Source organism: Mesorhizobium sp. M0983, from assembly GCF_040318975.1.
GTDB lineage: Bacteria > Pseudomonadota > Alphaproteobacteria > Rhizobiales > Rhizobiaceae > Mesorhizobium.
On the sequence record NZ_JAMYNH010000005.1, the window covers coordinates 344,009 to 361,680 of the forward strand.

Annotated in this window: 18 protein-coding genes and 1 pseudogene; 13 read left to right on the top strand and 6 right to left on the bottom strand. The window is 61.5% G+C overall.

The genetic code is table 11. The features are described 5' to 3' along the window. Positions 1–96: 96 nt before the first annotated feature. Positions 97–957: pseudogene (locus NKH71_RS13010) on the bottom strand (IS5 family transposase); the annotation flags it as partial. An 83-nt stretch (positions 958–1,040) separates the two neighbouring features. On the opposite strand from NKH71_RS13010, the gene NKH71_RS13015 reads away from it, so the two are divergent. Both NKH71_RS13015 and NKH71_RS33475 read left to right on the top strand, forming a co-directional pair. Continuing rightward, positions 1,041–1,454, top strand: a complete 414-nt coding sequence (locus NKH71_RS13015; protein WP_023722284.1) for a Ros/MucR family transcriptional regulator — start codon at positions 1,041–1,043, stop codon at positions 1,452–1,454. A gap of 229 nt (positions 1,455–1,683) precedes the next feature. Then, positions 1,684–2,274: a hypothetical protein gene (locus tag NKH71_RS33475; RefSeq protein ID WP_502895956.1), complete on the top strand. Its 591-nt coding sequence runs from the start codon at positions 1,684–1,686 to the stop codon at positions 2,272–2,274. A 55-nt stretch (positions 2,275–2,329) separates the two neighbouring features. Here the strand turns inward: NKH71_RS33475 and NKH71_RS13025 are convergent, their stop codons facing one another. Further along, positions 2,330–2,593, bottom strand: coding sequence for a hypothetical protein (locus NKH71_RS13025; protein WP_023722282.1), 264 nt, complete (start codon positions 2,591–2,593; stop codon positions 2,330–2,332). Between the two features lie 307 nt (positions 2,594–2,900). Here NKH71_RS13025 and NKH71_RS13030 point away from each other — a divergent pair, with 307 nt between their 5' ends. Both NKH71_RS13030 and NKH71_RS13035 read left to right on the top strand, forming a co-directional pair. Beyond that, complete coding sequence (locus NKH71_RS13030) at positions 2,901–3,563, top strand: nucleotidyltransferase domain-containing protein (protein WP_352484673.1); 663 nt, start codon at positions 2,901–2,903, stop codon at positions 3,561–3,563. Then, positions 3,560–3,862: a hypothetical protein gene (locus NKH71_RS13035; protein ID WP_352484671.1), complete on the top strand. Its 303-nt coding sequence runs from the start codon at positions 3,560–3,562 to the stop codon at positions 3,860–3,862. Before NKH71_RS13030 ends, NKH71_RS13035 begins: the two co-directional genes overlap by 4 nt. Positions 3,863–4,015: 153 nt before the next feature. Here NKH71_RS13035 and NKH71_RS13040 read toward each other — a convergent pair whose 3' ends face one another. Both NKH71_RS13040 and NKH71_RS13045 read right to left on the bottom strand, forming a co-directional pair. Continuing rightward, positions 4,016–4,390: an FCD domain-containing protein gene (locus tag NKH71_RS13040; protein WP_352593159.1), complete on the bottom strand. Its 375-nt coding sequence runs from the start codon at positions 4,388–4,390 to the stop codon at positions 4,016–4,018. 817 nt (positions 4,391–5,207) lie between these two features. Further along, positions 5,208–5,519, bottom strand: a complete 312-nt coding sequence (locus NKH71_RS13045) for a hypothetical protein (RefSeq protein ID WP_023722276.1) — start codon at positions 5,517–5,519, stop codon at positions 5,208–5,210. 448 nt (positions 5,520–5,967) lie between these two features. On the opposite strand from NKH71_RS13045, the gene panB reads away from it, so the two are divergent. Then, positions 5,968–6,804: a 3-methyl-2-oxobutanoate hydroxymethyltransferase gene (gene panB, locus NKH71_RS13050; protein ID WP_023722275.1), complete on the top strand. Its 837-nt coding sequence runs from the start codon at positions 5,968–5,970 to the stop codon at positions 6,802–6,804. Beyond that, positions 6,801–7,760 (top strand): pantoate--beta-alanine ligase, encoded by a 960-nt coding sequence (gene panC, locus NKH71_RS13055; RefSeq protein ID WP_352549442.1) that lies wholly within the window; start codon positions 6,801–6,803, stop codon positions 7,758–7,760. Before panB ends, panC begins: the two co-directional genes overlap by 4 nt. A 140-nt stretch (positions 7,761–7,900) precedes the next feature. Here panC and NKH71_RS13060 read toward each other — a convergent pair whose 3' ends face one another. Then, positions 7,901–8,581, bottom strand: coding sequence for a GntR family transcriptional regulator (locus NKH71_RS13060; RefSeq protein ID WP_023722273.1), 681 nt, complete (start codon positions 8,579–8,581; stop codon positions 7,901–7,903). A 232-nt stretch (positions 8,582–8,813) separates the two neighbouring features. Here NKH71_RS13060 and NKH71_RS13065 point away from each other — a divergent pair, with 232 nt between their 5' ends. The 7 genes from NKH71_RS13065 (at position 8,814) to NKH71_RS13095 (ending at position 17,268) form a co-directional block, all read left to right on the top strand. Further along, positions 8,814–9,941, top strand: coding sequence for a sugar ABC transporter substrate-binding protein (locus NKH71_RS13065; RefSeq protein WP_023722272.1), 1,128 nt, complete (start codon positions 8,814–8,816; stop codon positions 9,939–9,941). Between the two features lie 72 nt (positions 9,942–10,013). Continuing rightward, positions 10,014–11,552, top strand: a complete 1,539-nt coding sequence (locus tag NKH71_RS13070) for a sugar ABC transporter ATP-binding protein (protein WP_023722271.1) — start codon at positions 10,014–10,016, stop codon at positions 11,550–11,552. Continuing rightward, positions 11,549–13,618, top strand: a complete 2,070-nt coding sequence (locus NKH71_RS13075) for an ABC transporter permease subunit (RefSeq protein ID WP_352895084.1) — start codon at positions 11,549–11,551, stop codon at positions 13,616–13,618. Before NKH71_RS13070 ends, NKH71_RS13075 begins: the two co-directional genes overlap by 4 nt. A gap of 13 nt (positions 13,619–13,631) precedes the next feature. Beyond that, a complete protein-coding gene (locus NKH71_RS13080; protein WP_023722268.1) occupies positions 13,632–14,438 on the top strand; it encodes an SDR family oxidoreductase in 807 nt (268 codons plus the stop codon). Positions 14,439–14,447: 9 nt separating this feature from the next. Continuing rightward, the gene (locus tag NKH71_RS13085) at positions 14,448–15,395 is read left to right on the top strand and encodes a 3-hydroxyacyl-CoA dehydrogenase (RefSeq protein ID WP_352895085.1); all 948 of its coding nucleotides are present in this window, start codon (positions 14,448–14,450) and stop codon (positions 15,393–15,395) included. Beyond that, the gene (kce, locus tag NKH71_RS13090; RefSeq protein ID WP_352895086.1) at positions 15,392–16,354 is read left to right on the top strand and encodes a 3,5-dioxohexanoate:acetyl-CoA acetone transferase; all 963 of its coding nucleotides are present in this window, start codon (positions 15,392–15,394) and stop codon (positions 16,352–16,354) included. The genes NKH71_RS13085 and kce overlap by 4 nt, the downstream gene beginning before the upstream one ends. A 35-nt stretch (positions 16,355–16,389) precedes the next feature. Beyond that, a complete protein-coding gene (locus NKH71_RS13095) occupies positions 16,390–17,268 on the top strand; it encodes an SMP-30/gluconolactonase/LRE family protein (RefSeq protein WP_352895088.1) in 879 nt (292 codons plus the stop codon). A 144-nt stretch (positions 17,269–17,412) separates the two neighbouring features. Here NKH71_RS13095 and NKH71_RS13100 read toward each other — a convergent pair. Continuing rightward, a partial coding sequence (locus tag NKH71_RS13100; RefSeq protein ID WP_352895090.1) for a hypothetical protein occupies positions 17,413–17,672 on the bottom strand: 260 nt, incomplete at its 5' end.

The window sequence follows — 17,672 nt, forward strand, 5'->3', positions numbered from 1 at the left end:
GCCTCGTCTCGTTGGGATCAAAACCACCCTGGGTGGTGGCCACCGACCGGCGGTGGCCCTGACCTTGGCCATCAGCCGGTCTCCGCCATGAGCTTTGTTCTGCGCTACATGCGGCGTCACCCTCATCGAGCGCAGCTCATTGACGAAGTCTTCCGCGTCGTAGGCCTTGTCGGCGCCGAGCGTGATCGCCTGTGGCCGCTCCGCTCGAGGTTCGATCATGTGCAGTGCGGCCACCCGCTCAGCATGTCCGTCGGCCAGTGTCAGGCAGGCGTCGACCAGCAGGCCGTGGCGGTTCTCCATCAAGCCATGTCCCATGAAGCACAGCTTGGCCTCCTTGCCTTTGCCCTTGCGATAGAGCCGGGCATCCGGATCGGTGGTCGAGGCATGTGTGTCGTTCGAGCGCTTGTGGCCATGGAAGTCCGCTTCCGCGTTTCGCCCGCCCCCTTCAGCCGGCGGCTCGCCCGAGCCGTCCTTCGGCTTGACGCTCTTCATCGACGCCCAGGCCTCGATCAGCGTCCCGTCGACCGAGAAGTGATCCGTTGACAGAAGCCTCTTGACCTTGGGCTGCGTCAGCACCGCGCTCAGGAACTTTGCGGCGATGTCGCCCTCCAGCAGCCGGTCGCGGTTCTTGGAGAACACCGAATGGTCCCAGGCCGCGTCATCGACGCCGATGCCGACGAACCAGCGGAACAGAAGGTCGTATTCCAGCCGTTCCATCAAAAGCCGCTCCGAGCGGATTGAGTAGAACGCCTGTAGCAGCATCGCTCGCAGCAGCTTTTCCGGCGGGATCGAAGGCCGCCCCATCGGCGAATACAGCGCCGCCAAGTCCCGCTCCAACGCCGCCAGCGCCTCGTTCACAATCGCCCGAATGCGCCGCAACGGATGATCGCGCCGCACCCGAGCCTCGAGATCAACATAACTGAACAGTTCGCCAGACCGTTCGTCTCCACCGCGCATGCCTCGTTCTCCGAATCTCTCCGGAGACACTGAATCACGCTCACGTCCTCGCTGCGAGCCACTTTTTCAACAGCCTGCTAGGGATGACAGCAGATATCGTCGCAGCCTATGTCCAGAGCAACGCAACGCCCGTGGCGGATCTGCCGAATTTGATCGCCAGTGTTAATTCTGCGTTGTCTGGCCTGGATGAGCCGGTCGCTGCACCATCGCCAATACTTACGCCCGCGGCAAATCCTAAGAAGTCGATCTTTCCCGAATACATTATAAGCCTTGAGAACGGGCGCAAGTTCAAGTCGATGAAGCGCCACCTGGGCTTGCTTGGCATGACACCTGATGAGTACAGAGCCAAGTGGGGTTTGGCGCGGGACTATCCTATGGTAGCGCCAAGCTATGCGGCTCAGCGGTCTGCGCTGGCCAAAGCTGCCGGTCTCGGCCGCAGGGCGGTTGCCAAAACGCCGCCAAAGAAAGCACCAGCAAAGCGCAAGGCCAAAGCCTGACAGTGCACGAATTCGGGCCATGCCATCAGGTCTAGATGGTCCAGGTGGCGTGGCTGGGAATGAGCTGCCTGGCTTCGCAGTTCAGTAAGCGCCGCTCACGCCACAACACAAGCTTCAGCACTGCTTGCGTCTTCACGTCCTCGTATCCTGGCGGGGGCAGGAGAGGTCGATCAATGTGCGATCGACAAGTCGAGCTGATACATCGTCGCCCTCGACAGATAATCAAATCATGTCGATAAAATCGCACTACATCGATACATCAAGCTCTGCTCGATGCCACAAAGCAACAAAGCCGCTGAATCCAGCAGCGCTCCGTGCTTCAAGGGCATGGCCATACGGGTGCTGGGTAAGCCTAAATTTCTTCCCCGAGCAATATCCTGGCCTCCTTGGCAGCAGCGATGAACGCCTGGCGTGCTATCCTTGGTGGTTTTTCTCCACGGATTACGGCAAGGCATGCTTCGATTGCGGCGCGCCGCGACTTGCCCTCCGGCCTCGGCCAATCCTTCAGCAGAACTTCGGCCGCGTCGGATACCGACGCAACAACTCTGTCGCGATCGATCCGGCCGGGTTGAATGATGACGGGCTTTCTGAAACGTTTCGTACGCACGACAGCCTCCAAGAACAAGATATGTTAGCTTCTGCTGATCCTTTGCGCCACATCAAACGTCCGCAAGTAACAGAAGGCATCCGCTTAGCCCAGAAGCTGCCGCCGCGATGGACGCTGGCCAGTGCTTCAGCACGTCGGGCCGGCCCCGAGTTTCGAAGAGCGCATCGCCAAGAGCGGCGTTACCCAATAAATGATTCACAAAATACCCAGTGAAGGGCAGTGAAGGGGAGTTCTCCGAACGCCGCGAAATGGAATCTCGGGGCTGAATTTACTCCATATCCGGCACGTCACCGCAGGTGAATAGCACGGTCGGCGGGCCATAGTCGCCAATAGCCGGGTCGGCGTCGCGGCTCCATGCGATTACGCCAACGTGCTTCCCTGCGAGCGCCTGACCGGTGCGGATTGCGCGTTCCTCGCTTTGCTGATCGGCGGGACCAAAGGCGGGAAACAGTTCGCCGTCCTCGCCACGATCGAACGCCACTACGACGATTAGCTTGGGCTTCTTTTGACCGGGCAGAATATGATCAGACATGGCAGGAACCTGTCACATGACCGAGGATTGAGTCGTGTTCGAGACTCGGGAGGTGCGCATGCAAGACCACCGTTTTGAGGAGCCCGTGCAGGTCGCGGAACACTATCTACACTTGGAGCGGGTTGCCCAAGCCGCCGATATCCTCTGAACAGATGGCCGACGGCGACCAGCATCAGGTCCAGATGCAAACGTGGCGCAGCAACCGCCCAGGATTCAGACAACAGGACGTTCGTTTAGAAAACAAAACATCCGATTTGATATCCGACGATTTGATGTGCTATGAGTCCACAGCAGAAGGAACTTGCGCATGGCACGCTCGACCGCTCAAAGCGCTTTGCGCTATCCACTCACCATTATGCTCGGCACCGAAGCAAGCGTAAGATTGCTCCGGGAATTGTCGCGCCACGGCGGCTTGCTTTCTTCTCCATTGCTTGCGACTCGTAGCGGGCTTGCAAGGGCAAGCGTGTGGTCTGCTCTCGCAACCTTGGAAGGGATTGGCATCGTATCTTCGGAGGGAACGGGCAGGGCTCGTCTTTACCGGTTGAATGATCGCCATCCGCTGGCGACATCACTGGAAGCTCTCTTCGAGCAGGAGGCGCTTCGGTATTCCAATATTCGCGCCGTAATCACTGAGGCGGTCTCCGCAGTTCGGCCGAAAGTACTCGCGGCCTGGATTTACGGCAGCGTAGCGAGGGGCGAGGACCGTCCAGACAGCGATCTCGACATCGCAGTGGTTACGCCATCCGAAAAGCTAGATAGCGCGCTCCAAGAAATCCGTGAGGCACTGGTGACCCAAGGTCAAAAGCTTGGCTTCAATCCCTCGGTCGTGGGACTCACTCCGGAGGATGTGGCAAGGCTGTCGAGCACGCGAGACCCGTGGTGGGGCGGGGTCGAAGCCAATGCCCTGCTCGTCTTGGGTTCACGCCCGGACGAACTCGCAACAAAAACTCGCCGGCAGGCGTTGGCATGACCAGAAGAGGTGCGACGAAAGCAGTCGAGACAGGCTTTGGCGAGGGGCGATTGCGCATCGCCCGCTCATATTTGAAGGCTGCCCGTTTAGAGGTGGCAATGTCCGGAACGGGTGACATCGGAAATCCGGCTATGTCGCAGATCGTGAATGCGGCAATAGCATACGCCGATGCGCTCACTGCCCGATTTGCAGGAAAGATCAACCGCGCGGATCATGCGGCCGTGGTGAAAACCATGCGACGCGCTTGGAAATCGCCTTCCTGCAGCGCAGGCCAGCAGGTTGCGGAGCATCCTCGATGAGAAGGACGAAACTCAATACGGAATCAGGGCAAAATCATTACCCGAAGCGGAGAGCTTGCTCGACAAGTTGGAAAAGTTCGCGGAGTGGGCGGAAAAAGAACTGGAAGTCTGATCAGCAATGGAGGCGGCATGTCGCTTACGGCGACCTGAATGTTACTTCAGCAGTTTGATCAGCACTGTGAAAGCCGCGTCGATGTCAGCGCGAACCGCGGCGCGGACCGCTTCCGCGTTACGGTCTCGCAGCGCTGCAAACATCTGCTGATGGTGCTGGTTGGCGGTCGAATAGTTTCCGGAATCGTGCAGCATGTTGAAATAGGGACTGATCTGCAGCCACAGGTTCTCGATGATGTTGAGCATGTTTTCCGAGCCCGCGGCTCGATAGATGGAGAAATGAAAGGCGTAGTTAGCCCTGAGGTAGGATCCGGAGTGGAACAGCGGGTTTTGACGAAGGTTTGGGCACCAGCAAAAAACGTAGGTGAAGCATGGCTGCTCATCAGGAAAGCAAGGACCGCACTGAGCGTACGGCACGGGACGCAAAAACGGCCAGACTACGGGAACAGCGGCTGAAGACTGGGACTGCTATGCAAGAGCGGAATGATGAGGGCGCAAAACGACCGTCAACACAGCGACGCCGCAATCGGTGACGCCTATCTTGTTGGCAGTTAGGGCCTCGTTAGCTTCCGGGCCTGCTCCGGGGACAAGGCCGAATGGGTCAAGCCCGACCTTGTCGGTCGGGTGAAATTTTGCCGCTCAATTTCCTCGATGAGACCTGACTGCCTTCAGCAGTTCCCGCTCGTCAGTGTAAGCATTTCGAAAAGTCGCCACTACCGTTTCCGCCAGGATTTTGCCCTGTTGGCTTAAAGGGTCGAGGTCTTCGTCTGCGCAAATCTGATCGAAAACGCGCTGGCAAATAGCCAAATCATGAGGACTAAGGCAGGTGCGATTGGTACGCTGGCGCTGCGGCATGTGCGAACCCTCAGGCCCGCTGCCCGTGCAGAGCAGCGGGCCTTTACAGCCAGACTGGAGAACGGAGGAGAGTTCTCGCGCAAAAAACGTTTGATGTAGAGTGCTTGTTCCCGGCTAACGAAGTTGGTAATTTTCGTACAGTGCGCCACCTGGGGCCGATTGCCTTTCCGCAAGCAGTTAGCCGTTCAACTGTTTCAATGATAGCCCTGGCAAGCGCCTCACCCTCATGCATGGGCTCTTGGCCATAAGAGCAGGAAGACAGCCTCCTCGATCGGCAGCACGCCGGCCGGGCAGGTCTCCTCGATGCCACGCGCACCAGAGCAAGGGCGGCCAGGCCTTGCGGACTTGTCTTCGGCATCGATGGTTTGATCTGCGTTCGCTAATCCGCCTCATCTCTGAGCGACATCTTTTTGCGGCGGACAGGCGTCCAGTCGATGATCGTATCAGCATCGACGGTGATTAGCCCGCCAGCTTTCACGGTCACCTTTCGATTTTCCTCGTCGACCCGCGTGACCTCGCCAGTGAGCTGGAGCTCGTCACCTGGTTTGGACTTTTTAGGAGCAGGGATCGAATGCGGAAAACCATAGGAGGGGATGCTGACGCTAGCTCTTCCGTCGTCCAGGAGCTTCAGCACCGTCACGGTGATCGCCACCTCATCGCCGATATTGATGTCCGCAATTTCCCAAGCCATGCCCCTGATTCTGGAGCGGCTTTGACGGTAGTCAAGGGATTGCTAATATGCGGAAGATGCCAACACCGCCAGCGTGCACCTTGTTTCGGAACTGAGTCGAACCAGCGATTTTGATTCAAATCGTAGTGTCTGGAGTGCGGGCGCATGCTTCCGTCACAACGCATTTCGGGTAGGCTTGCAACCAAGGTCGCTTCTGGCGTGAACCGCCGTGCGGCAGTTGAACTGTTCGAGTTGAAAACGGCCGGAGCCCGATTGCTCAGCCGATCAGCAACACGGTTGTCGCGCAGGATCACCGAAGCAGAGAAACGCTGGCCCTCTGTCTTTGCTTTGCGGAGAGCCTGCTTCGCGACGCACAAACTTTTCTGATGCAGTGCGGTTTTGGCCTTCGCACCTGCACAGAACTATGCAAAACCGTCACCGCTGGAACTTGGCCCAAGGGAATGTGCCGATGAGTGTGGCGGTCGAAACAAAGGCGCTGACGCCGCCGGACATTGCGGCCCGAAAGCACAAGATGCCGATTGTCTGCTTAACAGCGTATACAACGCCGGTTGCGCGCCTCGCCGATAGGCATTGCGACGTGGTCCTGGTCGGCGACAGCGTCGGCATGGTGCTTCATGGCCTGACGTCAACCCTCGGAGTTACGCTGGAGATGATGATCATGCACGGCAAGGCCGTGCGCCGCGGTCTTGAACGGGCGCTGATGGTCGTCGACATGCCGTTCGGCTCCTATGAGGAGGGCTGCGAACAGGCCTTTCGCAACGCCGCCCGGCTGATGGCGGAGACCGGATGCGCCGCGGTCAAGCTGGAGGGCGGCGAGAGCATGGCTGACACGATCCGCTTTCTCATTGCCCGCGGCATCCCCGTCATGAGCCATGTCGGGCTGACACCGCAAGCGATCAATGTGCTTGGCGGCTACAAGGTCCAGGGCAGGGGCCGAGACGGCGACAGGATTTTGCGGGACGCTGTTGCTGTTGCCGAATCCGGCTCATTCTCCGTTGTGCTGGAAAAGGTGGCCGAGCCGCTCGCACGAAGAATAACCGAGGAGGTTACGATTCCAACCATCGGGATCGGCGCCTCCGCCGCCTGCGACGGCCAGGTTCTGGTCGTCGACGATATTCTGGGCATGTTCACCGGTTTTCGTCCGAAATTCGTCAAGCGCTATGCCGAACTGGGCTCAGAGGCCGAAGCTGCCATTGCGGCTTATGCGGCTGATGTGCGGGGAGGGCGCTTTCCGGCGGCCGAACATCTCTTCGCCGACGCGCCGCAGGCCGGAGAAACCGCGTGAGCGTGCCGATCGTCCGCACCATTGCCGGGCTTCGTACCGTTGTGGCGGGATGGCGCCGTTCTGGTGCCAATATCGCCGTGGTGCCTACGATGGGAGCCTTGCATGAAGGGCATTTGAGTCTCGTGCGTTCTGCGCTTCAAAAGGCCGATCGCGTGATCGTGACGCTGTTCGTCAATCCCAAGCAGTTCAACAGTGCGGCGGATCTTGCCGCCTATCCCCGCACGGAAGACGAAGACGCTGCAAAGCTCACGCGGCTGGGCGCCCACCTGCTTTATGTTCCGGATGCGACTGAGATGTATCCTGACGGCTTCGCCACGACCGTGTCCGTGTCCGGCGTCAGTGAAAGCCTTTGCGGTGCGTTCCGGCCCGGCCATTTCGATGGGGTGGCGACCGTCGTTGCAAAACTCTTCCTGCAGACCGGCGCTGATTTCGCCTTTTTCGGAGAGAAGGACTTCCAGCAGCTTCAACTTATCAGGCGCATGGTCCGGGACCTGGATATTCCGATCACCGTCGTCCCCTGTCCGACAGTCCGGGAAGCCGATGGTCTCGCTTTGTCATCGCGCAATGTCCGGCTCTCGCCGGCAGAGCGCGCCGTCGCCCCAAGGCTAGCATCGGTCCTACTCGATACGGCGGCGGGGCTCTCGAACGGCTCTCCCGTCCTGCCAACGCTTGCCGACGCGCGCGCAGCGATCCTGTCCGCGGGCTATCGCGAGGTCGAGTACCTGGAACTCCGTGGCGAGGCAGATCTGCAACCGATAGCAAGCCTGGATCGGCCGGCACGCCTGTTTGCAGCGGCCTGGCTCGGCGAAACGCGGCTCATTGATAACGTCAGAACACTGCCGTCTCCCGTTCTTGTTGACAAGCCGCTCGGGCATGCCTTCACCCGTGCCGACGGTCACACCGCAACGCCAGCATTCAAGGATGAGCTTGTAGGCTCTGGCAAGCGCTACCCCTGACCAACTCGGCCCTGTGAGCGCTGGATCGTCCCCTCTGGATGAATCACCGCAGCAAGGCGCCGGAAATGCCCGCTGATGCTCGGCGGTTCGGTTCGTGGTGAGCATCACCGTCCTGCCATGTCGGGCTTGGCGACCTGCGACTATTTCAGCAGTTTGATCAGGACAGTGAAAGCCGCGTCGATGTCAGCGCGAACCGCAGCCCGGACCGCCTCCGCGTTGCGGTCTCGCAGCGCTGCAAACATCTCCTGATGGTGCTGGTTGGCGGTCGAATAGTTTCCGGAATCGTGCAGCATGTTGAAATAGGGGCTGATCTGCAGCCACAGGTTCTCGATGATGCTGAGCATGTTTTCCGAGCCCGCGGCCCGGTAGATGGAAAAGTGAAAGGCGTAATTGGCCCTGAGATAGGATTTGACGTCGCCAGCGGCATTGGCCTGCTCGAGTGCCTCCAGATGCTGGCCCAGCAGCATCACGCCGTGATCGTCAATGCGTTCTGCGGCCCATGCGGCGGCGATCGCCTCGATTTCGAACCTGACGTTCCTGAGATCGATAAGCCGCGCACGACTTAATGCCGGGATACCGATCGAACGGCCCGAAACCACCATCAAGGCGTTGGCCGCGCTCAGACGCCTCAGAGCCTCGCGAACCGGCATCGGGCTGACGCCGAAAGCGTCTGCGAGGCTCTGCACCGTCACCATTTCACCTGGAACGATGCTGCCGTCGAGGATCAACTCGGTAACGTGCCGGTAAACCCTGTCCTGCAGGGTTTCCCTGGACAGCGGCGTGATCTCGACGCCCGGCTTCCTGAATGCCGCCCCAGCCATTTCTGTCAACCTTCCCCCATTCGGGCGACGCTCTTGTCATACCCGGCGCCTGTGTCCGGAATGCAAGGTTCGGATTGCCGCGTCAAGCGCCCGCGTTTCCGACTTTTCCCTCTTAGCCATTTCATCATTGATCTTTGATCAAATCATGATACGGTCAGCCGCATCGAATGACAAGGAGTACGTTTCGTACCCTTGGGAGGCATTCGGTCGTCTGAACTGGGAGGAGTTTCGAATGGGTATCGGATCGAAAGCCCGGCGGCTTGCGCTGCTTGCCGGCATGGCTGTTTGCGTTTGTGGTACGTCCGCCGCCGAAGCGGCCGGAAAGCACAAGATATTTCTCAGCATGAGCTTCATCGGCAATGATTGGCAGGCCGAGGCCGCCAACATGCTCAAGGCGATGGCGTCGCACAAGAGCATGGCCGACAAGGTCGACCTCCAGGTTCAGGTGGCGGGGCCGAACGCACAGCGCCAGATCCAGCAGATCAACGCGATGGTGCAGGCAGGCGCCGAAGCCATCGTGATTTTCCCGATCTCGCCGACAGCGCTCAACCAGGTGGTGAAGAACGCCTGCGACAAGGGGGTAAAGGTGTTTGCCTATGATGCCGAGATCACCGAGCCCTGCGCCTACAACGTCCATATCGACCAGGAAGAGGCTGGCCGGGTGACGGCGGAGTGGCTGGTCAAGAAACTTAATGGCAAGGGCAACATCATCGCGGTGACCGGCGTTCCCGGCACGTCGGTCGATGATCTGCGCACCAAGGCCGCGAAGGAGGTGTTTGCCAAGCATCCCGACATCAAGATCGTCGGCGAAGCTGTCGGCATGTGGAGCCAGGCGGTGGCCCGTACCGAACTGTCCAAGATATTGGCGACGCGCAGCTGGGATGACATAAATGGGCTGTGGATGCAGGTAGGCTGCTTCACTGCCAATTCCATGCAGCTCGAGGCCGGCAAGAAGGTCAGCGAACTCCTGCCTTGCGCCGGCGAGGGCTCCAATGGCGGGCGCATCCAGATGCTGCCGGAGGGCACGGAGGTCGAGGGCGCAACCTCTCCCTATGCGCCGCTCGGCGCGCCGCGCATTTCCTACGCCTCGCCGCCTTATTCCGGGGCGCTCGCTCTCAAGCTTGCCGTCGAGGCGCTTGAAGGCAAGCACGTTGCCAAGAAGACGATCCTGCCGCTGCCGGTCGTCACCAACGAGACGATAAAGCTTTGCGACGAGGGCACCTGGGCGGAGATGAAGGCTGGTTGCAATGCGTTCAAACCGTCGCTGGTCTCGAACCCAGGCTGGTTCGCCTCGATCTTCTCCGATCAGACACCTGAGATCGGTCTCGCGGCCGCCCTTGTAGGCCAGCCCGAGGAGTAGGCCTTCCGAAGTGGGGCGTGGGGTGCTTTCGAGGCGCTCCACGCAGCTTTCATGCGGGCTGGGACTGAGATCATGATGTCAGCGCATTCGACAGCTGTCGGCATAGAGGGCGTCCGCAAGGCGTTTGGCGCAACAGTTGCCCTCGATGGCGTTTCCTTCGAGATCGCTTCCGGCAGCGTGCATGCCCTGCTTGGCGAGAACGGTGCGGGCAAGTCGACCCTCGTCAAGCTGCTGTCGGGGCTGGTACGGCCCGACGAAGGGCAAATCACCGTTCTTGGCGAACCCGCACCCCTCGGTTCGCCGCGCGCCGCACACGCCAAGGGCGTGCAGACGGCCTTCCAGGAAATGACGCTGGTACGCGATCTCAGCGTTCTCGACAATATGTTGCTGCCTTACGCGCCCGCCGGCCCGATCGGCCTGATCAGGCGCTCGGCGGCACGCAAGGCAGTCCGCAAGCACATTTCCGATCTGGGGTTTTCGGTCGATCTCGATGCCGAGGTGGCGACGCTCGATCTTGCCGTGCGCCAGAAGATCGAAATCGCGCGCGCGCTCTATCGCAAGCCGCGCATCCTCCTGCTCGACGAACCGACCTCGACGCTGTCGGGCGGCGATGTCGAGTGGCTGGGCGCCATCATCGCGCAATTGAAAGCGGCCGGTACCACGGTCGTGTTCATCACCCATCGCATGCGCGAGGTGCGGGCTTTCTGCGACACGCTGACCATTCTCAGGAACGGCCACCACATCGTGACCGCGCCGGTTGCCGATGTTTCGGATGGTGAGGTGATCGAAAAGATCATCGGCCGCAGCATCGCCCAGACCTTCCCGCCGAAACCTCAAAGTGAGGCCGCCTTCGGTCCGCCGGTGCTCGGTGTGCGCGATCTCAAGACGGGGAGGAAGCTCGACGGCGTCGATTTCGACCTGCGCAAGGGCGAGATCCTCGGCATTGCCGGGCTGCAGGGCATGGGTCAGCTCGACCTGTTCCTCGCCTGTTTCGGCATGGCCGAGATCGAGCGCGGCCATATCCTGGTCGACGGCCGCAAAGTATGGCTCGGCTCGCCCGCCGATGCGCTCAAGCCCAATATGGCAATCGGGCTGGTGCCGGAGGACCGCAAGACGGAGGGCCTGTTCCTGAAGCTCTCGGGCCGGCAGAATGCATCGCTGCCGGTCGTCGCGCGCTTCACCCGGTTTGGCCTGATTGGAACAGACGAGGAGTCAAAGGCCGTACAGTCCGCCTTCTCGACCGTGGAGGTCGACCGCAGTGCCTTGTGGACGAGGGCAGGGGCCTTCTCGGGCGGCAACCAGCAAAAGATAGCCATTGCCAAATGGCTCGTCGCCGAAAGCCGGATCCTGCTGCTTTTCGATCCGACCCGGGGCATCGACGTCGGCACCAAGCACGAGCTCTACGTGATGATGCGCGACTATGTGGCGGCCGGCGGCTCGATCCTCCTGCATTCAACCGAAATTCCCGAGCTGGTCCATCAATGCGACCGGGTGCTCGTTCTCTATGACGGCCATCTCGTGGCGGAGCTTGCCGGCGACGAGATCACCGAAGGCGCGATCATGCGGCCGGCGCTTGGCCACCGGGACATGGTCCGGGAGGCGGCGGAATGAGCGTGACGAGTTCGCCCGCGGCACCGGCCGCAACAGTGTCGCGGCTCCTAGCGCGGCATCGCGGCGCCATCATCGCGGCGATCGTCTTTGCGGCGCTCCTGCTGATCGTCGATCTGGTCAGTGCCGGGCGGCTCACTTATTTCGACATTTCGTTCCTATCGAGCGGCGGCGCCACTTCCGCACTGGCGGCGATCGGCCAGACCCTTGTCATCCTGTCCGGCGGTTTCGACCTGTCCGCCGGCGCGGTGATCTCGCTGGTCAATGTCGTCCTGGCAAACGGCATGGATCCGATGGCGCCCGGCACGAGTGTCGCGCTATGGACTTTGGCCGGAATTGGCGTCGGCATGCTGGTCGGCGCCTTCAACGGCTTCTTCATTGCCGTCCTGCGCATGCAGCCTATCGTCGTCACGCTGTCGACCATGTTCATCCTGCAGGGGGTAACGCTGCTGGTCATGGACAAGCCGGGCGGCTTCGTCTCGCCCGATCTTGGCGCCTTCTATCTCGGTGATGCTATCGCCGGCTGGATACCGATGCCGCTGGTGGTCATCGGCGTCGTCCTGCTCGGCTGGTTCTGGCTCAAAGGCACACGCTTCGGGACAGCGCTTTATGCGCTCGGCAGCGATCCGGATGCCGCCGCCGCGGTCGGCGTGCGCGTCGTTCTCGTGCGCTTCCTAGTCTATGTCATAGCCGGCGGCTGCTATGGGCTTGCAGGCGTTTTCATCAGCGCCCAGACCGGCAGCGGCGATCCGCTGGTCGGCAACCCATTGTTGCTGTCGATGTTCGCGGCGGTCGTCGTCGGCGGTACAAGACTGGGCGGCGGTCAAGGTGGGCCGGTGGGCACCGTCTTCGGCGCCTACATCCTCATGATGGTCGTCAACATCCTGCTCGTGCTCAACGTCTCGGCCTATTATTCGACGATCGCCGAGGGCACAATCCTGATCCTTGCCGTGCTTGCCGGCTCGCTGTCGCATGGCTCCGTGCTTGCCCGCCAACTGCGTGCGCTGCGGGCTCGGCTGGCCGCCTGGCGCGCCGGAATGCTGCCCTCGCAGATCGATCGCACCGACCGGCGACTGAGAATCGCGCGAGGCAGCGCCGGCGAGCAGCAGGCGCGGCGGCCTGCCTTCCATGTCCGTAACGCCGAGACGCTGCGCTATGCGCTGCCGGCCTATGTCTGTCTTGCCATCGTCGTCATTGTCACCCAGATCTGGCTCGGACGCGCCATCGTCAATTTCAACTACTGGAACTCGCTGTTCGTGCTGTCGAGCTTCCTTGCCATCCTGGCGCTTGGGCAAGGCAGCGTGATTCTTACCGGCGGGCTGGACCTCTCAGTGCCGTGGACGATCGGCCTGTCAGGAATCCTGCTTGCCGGCATGGTCAACGGGTCAGATGCTGCACTTGCCTATGCGCTGCCGATGGTGCTCGCCGTCGCTTGCCTGATCGGTCTCGCCAACGGCATCGGCATCGTCTTTCTCGGCATCTCGCCGATCGTTATGACGCTGGCCACCAACGGCATTCTGCAAGGTTTCGCTTTGCTCTACTCGCAAGGCACGCCGGCCGGCTTCTCCTCGCCGATGCTGCGCTGGTTCATGACCGGCAAAATATTCGCCATCACGCCGGTGGTGCTGTTCATGATCGCCTTCGTCGTATTTGCCGTACTGCTGCTCGGCCGCACCGCTTTCGGCCGCCGCGTCTATGGCATCGGCAACAGCCTGCGCGCAGCCCAGCTCTCCGGCATCGCGGTCGGTCGCACGCTCATCCTCGTCTATGTGCTGTCGGCGGTCTGCGCGGCGATCGTCGGCATCATGCTGACCGGCTTTTCCGGCCAGGCCAGCCTCGGCATGGGCGACGATTATCTACTGCCCTCCATCGCCGTCGTCGTGGTCGGCGGTGCGCTGATTACCGGCGGGCGTGGCCACTATCTCGGCATGCTGGGTGGGGTGCTGCTCCTGACCGCGTTGCAGATGCTGCTCGCCGGCACGACGCTGCCTTATGCGACGCGGGCGATTCTGTTTGGGCTGGTGGTGCTCGGTGCCGTCATGGCGCTGCGCGAAAGGCGGATTCAGTGAAAGGGATGGAACAATGAGCTCAAGCTCACCGGCATCGGCGGACGAATTCCTGACCGGGCTCAAAGGCCAGCGCGTGCTGGTCACGGCGGGCGCTGGCGGCATTGGCTTTGCCATTGCAGAGACGCTATCGCGGCTCGGCGCACGCGTCGCGATCTGCGATATTTCGGACGAGGCGCTGGCCGCTGCTCCAGAGAGAATTACGCTCGCCGCCGTAGTCAAGGCCGACGTTTCGCGCGACGGCGATGTCGACCGACTGTTCGAGATCGTCAAGGAGAAGCTCGGCGGGCTCGACGCCCTGATCAACAATGCCGGCATTGCCGGGCCAACCGGCGGCGTCGACGAGATCGATCCGGCAGACTGGCGGCGTTGCATAGATATCTGCCTGACCGGCCAGTTCCTGTGCGCGCGGCGTGCCGTGCCGCTGATCAAGGCGGCGGGCGGCGGCTCGATCGTCTCGATGTCTTCGGCCGCCGGCCGCCATGGCTACGCGTTCCGCACCCCCTATTCGGCTGCCAAGTTCGGCGTTGTCGGCCTGACCCAGAGTCTTGCCAAGGAACTCGGACCGCATGGGATCAGGGTCAACGCCATCTTGCCCGGCATCATCGAAGGGCCGCGAATCGACAAGGTCATTGCCGACCGGGCAAAGCAGCTCGGCGTGTCAAACGAGGAGATGACACAACGCTATCTGCAGAACATCTCGCTGCGCCGGATGACCAGCCCATACGATGTCGCGGCGATGGTGGCCTTCCTGCTTTCCGATGCGGGCGTCAACATTTCCGGCCAATCGCTTGGCGTCGACGGCAATGTCGAGACACTCTGAGGGGCAATCATGGCGAAGGTAGCAATTGTCGGAAGCGGTTTCATCGGGCGAGCGTGGGCGATCAGCTTCGCTCGCGCGGGGCATGATGTGCGGATGTGGGACCAGGCGCCGGCCGCGACCAGCGATGCGCGCGACTATATCGCCGGCGTGCTCGGCGACCTCGCCGCCAACGATCTGCTGCGGGGACAGGCGGTCGATGCCGTGCTTGGCCGCATCACCATTGTGGCGGAGCTTGGCGAGGCCCTGGCCGATGCCGTCCACGTCCAGGAGAACACACCCGAAAACCTGGAGGTGAAGCGTGACGTGTTCTCCCGGATCGACGCCCTTGCCGGTCCGCAGGCGGTGATCGCCAGTTCCACCTCGGCGCTGTTGCCGTCGAAATTCACCGATCATCTGCAGGCGCGGCATCGCTGCCTCGTCGTACATCCAATCAATCCGCCCTATCTCATCCCGGCAGCGGAAGTCGTGCCGGCGCCATGGACCTCCGCCGAAACGGTGGAAAGAACCCGCGCCTTTCTTGTCGAAGCGGGCCACGCGCCGCTGGTGATGAAGCGCGAACTCGACGGCTTCATCATGAACCGCTTGCAGGGCGCGCTGTTGGAGGAGGCGTTCCGGCTCGTCGCCGACGGCTACGCCAGCGTTGAGGACGTTGACACGGGCCTGCGCGAGGGGCTGGCGCTGCGCTGGTCGTTCATTGGTCCGTTCGAAACGATCGACCTCAACGCGCCTGGTGGTGTGCGCGACTATGTAGAGCGCTACCAGACGATCTATTCCAACATCTTCCCGCAGATGCTGCGTCGGGTCGACTGGGCCGGCGAGGTCATGGAGACGGTCGAGGCCGAGCGCCGCAAGCGCCTGCCGCGGGAAGAACTCGGCGAACGGCAGGTCTGGCGCGACCGTCGGCTGATGGCGCTAGCGGCGCACAAGAAAAAATCGGATCAGGAGTTTGGACGATGATGGAAACAAGCCGCAAGCCCGGCGCCCCGCAGGCCAAGGGCAAGATCATCATCACCTGTGCGGTGACGGGGGCAATCCATACGCCGACCATGTCGCCTTATCTGCCGATCACGCCAGACCAGATCGCCTCGGAGGCGATTGCGGCGGCCGAGGCTGGTGCGGCAATCCTGCATCTGCATGCCCGCGACCCTGAGACCGGCAAGCCCGACCAGACGCCGGAGGCGTTCGCGCGTTTCCTGCCGCGCGTCAAGCAAGGCACCAATGCCGCCATCAACATCACCACCGGCGGCAGTCCTTACATGAAGGTGGAGGAGCGTGTGCGGCCCGCCGCCCAGTTCAAGCCGGAAGTCGCCTCGCTCAACATGGGGTCGATCAATTTCGGGCTCTATCACCTCGTCGACAAATACGAAACGTTCAAGTTCGACTGGGAAAGGCCGCATCTGGAAGCGACGCGTGATCTGGTCTTCCGCAACTCGTTTAAGGACATCGAATACATACTGGCGACCTGCTACGACAATGGCACGCGCTTCGAGTTCGAGTGCTACGACATCGCCCATCTTTATAACCTCTCCCATTTCGCCGATCGCGGGCTGGTGAAGCCGCCGTTCTTCGTGCAGTCGGTGTTCGGCCTGCTCGGCGGCATCGGCACCCATCCGGAAGACGTCGCCCATATGAAACGCACCGCCGACCGGCTGTTCGGCGACCAGTTCCGCTGGTCGGTGCTGGGTGCCGGCGCCAGCCAGTTGCGCATCGCGGCACAATCGGCAGCGCTTGGCGGCAACATCCGCGTCGGGCTCGAAGACAGTCTTTGGGCCGGCAGGGGCAGGCTTGCCAAGTCGAATGCCGAGCAGGTGGTGCTCGCCCGCAAGATCATCGAAGGCCTCGGCATGGAAGTGGCGACGCCCGACGAGGCCCGCGAAATCCTGTCATTGAAGGGCGGCGACCAGGTCGCGTTCTGACCGGTTTCTGCAAGGTTCGAACAGAGGAGGACGGCATGAAGATCGAAGTCGTGGTGGACGTGAAGACCACGCTGGGCGAGGGACCGCTGTGGGACGTTGAACAGGAGCGCCTCTACTGGATCGACAGTTTCGACGGGCGTGTGTTTCGGGCGACCGCCGACGGCCGCGAGATCCGTTGCTGGGACGTGCCGATGAAGATCGGCTCGATGGCATTGCGCAAGGACGGCGGTGGCGCGGTGGTGTCGCTGCAGCGCGGCTTCCATCTTCTTGATTTCGCCACCAGCGAGGTGACGCCGATCCACGATCCGGAGCCGGACCGGCCGATGAACCGGCTCAATGACGGCAAGGTCGATCGGCGCGGCCGCTTCTTCGCCGGCTCAATGGACACGATGGAAGAGGGACCCTCCGGCGGGCTCTACAGGCTCGATCCCGATTTCTCCGTCACCAGGATAGATTCCGGCATCATCTGCTCGAACGGCCCGTGTTGGAGCCCCGACGACCGCACCTTCTATTTCGCCGACACCTGGACCGGCGAGATCTGGGCCTACGACTATGATATCGAAACCGGTGCCGCCACCAACCGGCGCACTTTCACCCGCGTCGATACCAGCCGGGGAGGGGCGGCCGATGGCTCGACCGTCGATGCGGAAGGATTCCTCTGGAACGCGCTGGTCTATGACGGCAGGCTGGTGCGTTACGCGCCCGACGGCAGCGTCGACCGCATCATCGACATGCCCGTCAAGAAGATCACCAGCGTCATGTTCGGCGGGCCGAAGCTCGATACCCTGTACGTCACGTCGATGGCCAAGCCGCCGCTGCCGCGCTTTCCGGGCGACGGAGTTTTACGCGGCAGCCTTTTTGCCATCACCGGCCTCGGCGTAACGGGAGTTCCGGAGCCAAGATTTGCTGCGTGAAGCTCGGCCTCGAGCCGTCACTTTGTGGCGGTCATCGTCTCGGCAGCTTTCCGCAGTACTCAGTCTGTAGCAGGCTGCCATCCGACGGGCGTGACCGGTGGCCGGCATGACCCTCGCGCCCGAATTCGTTTCAACAACAGGTTCTCACGGACAAGCCGTCTCCGAGTCCTCTGTCGCTGCGGCCCGCCAACTGAGTCCGCGGCGCTTGGTTGGGCTCTCGCACTCTGTTGAGAAACCTAGCAACCAGACAGCGATGCCTATTTTTTCGATGAATGTCAGTAAAAGATGCGTTATTTTCTGAGATAGTGTCCTGAAGGTTCTGCAAAAAGTTTTGGAGAGAGAACGGCGCTTGCTCTGAAGGGCGAGCGGCCATGGCACGGTGGTGACGTTGCAATCACCGATTC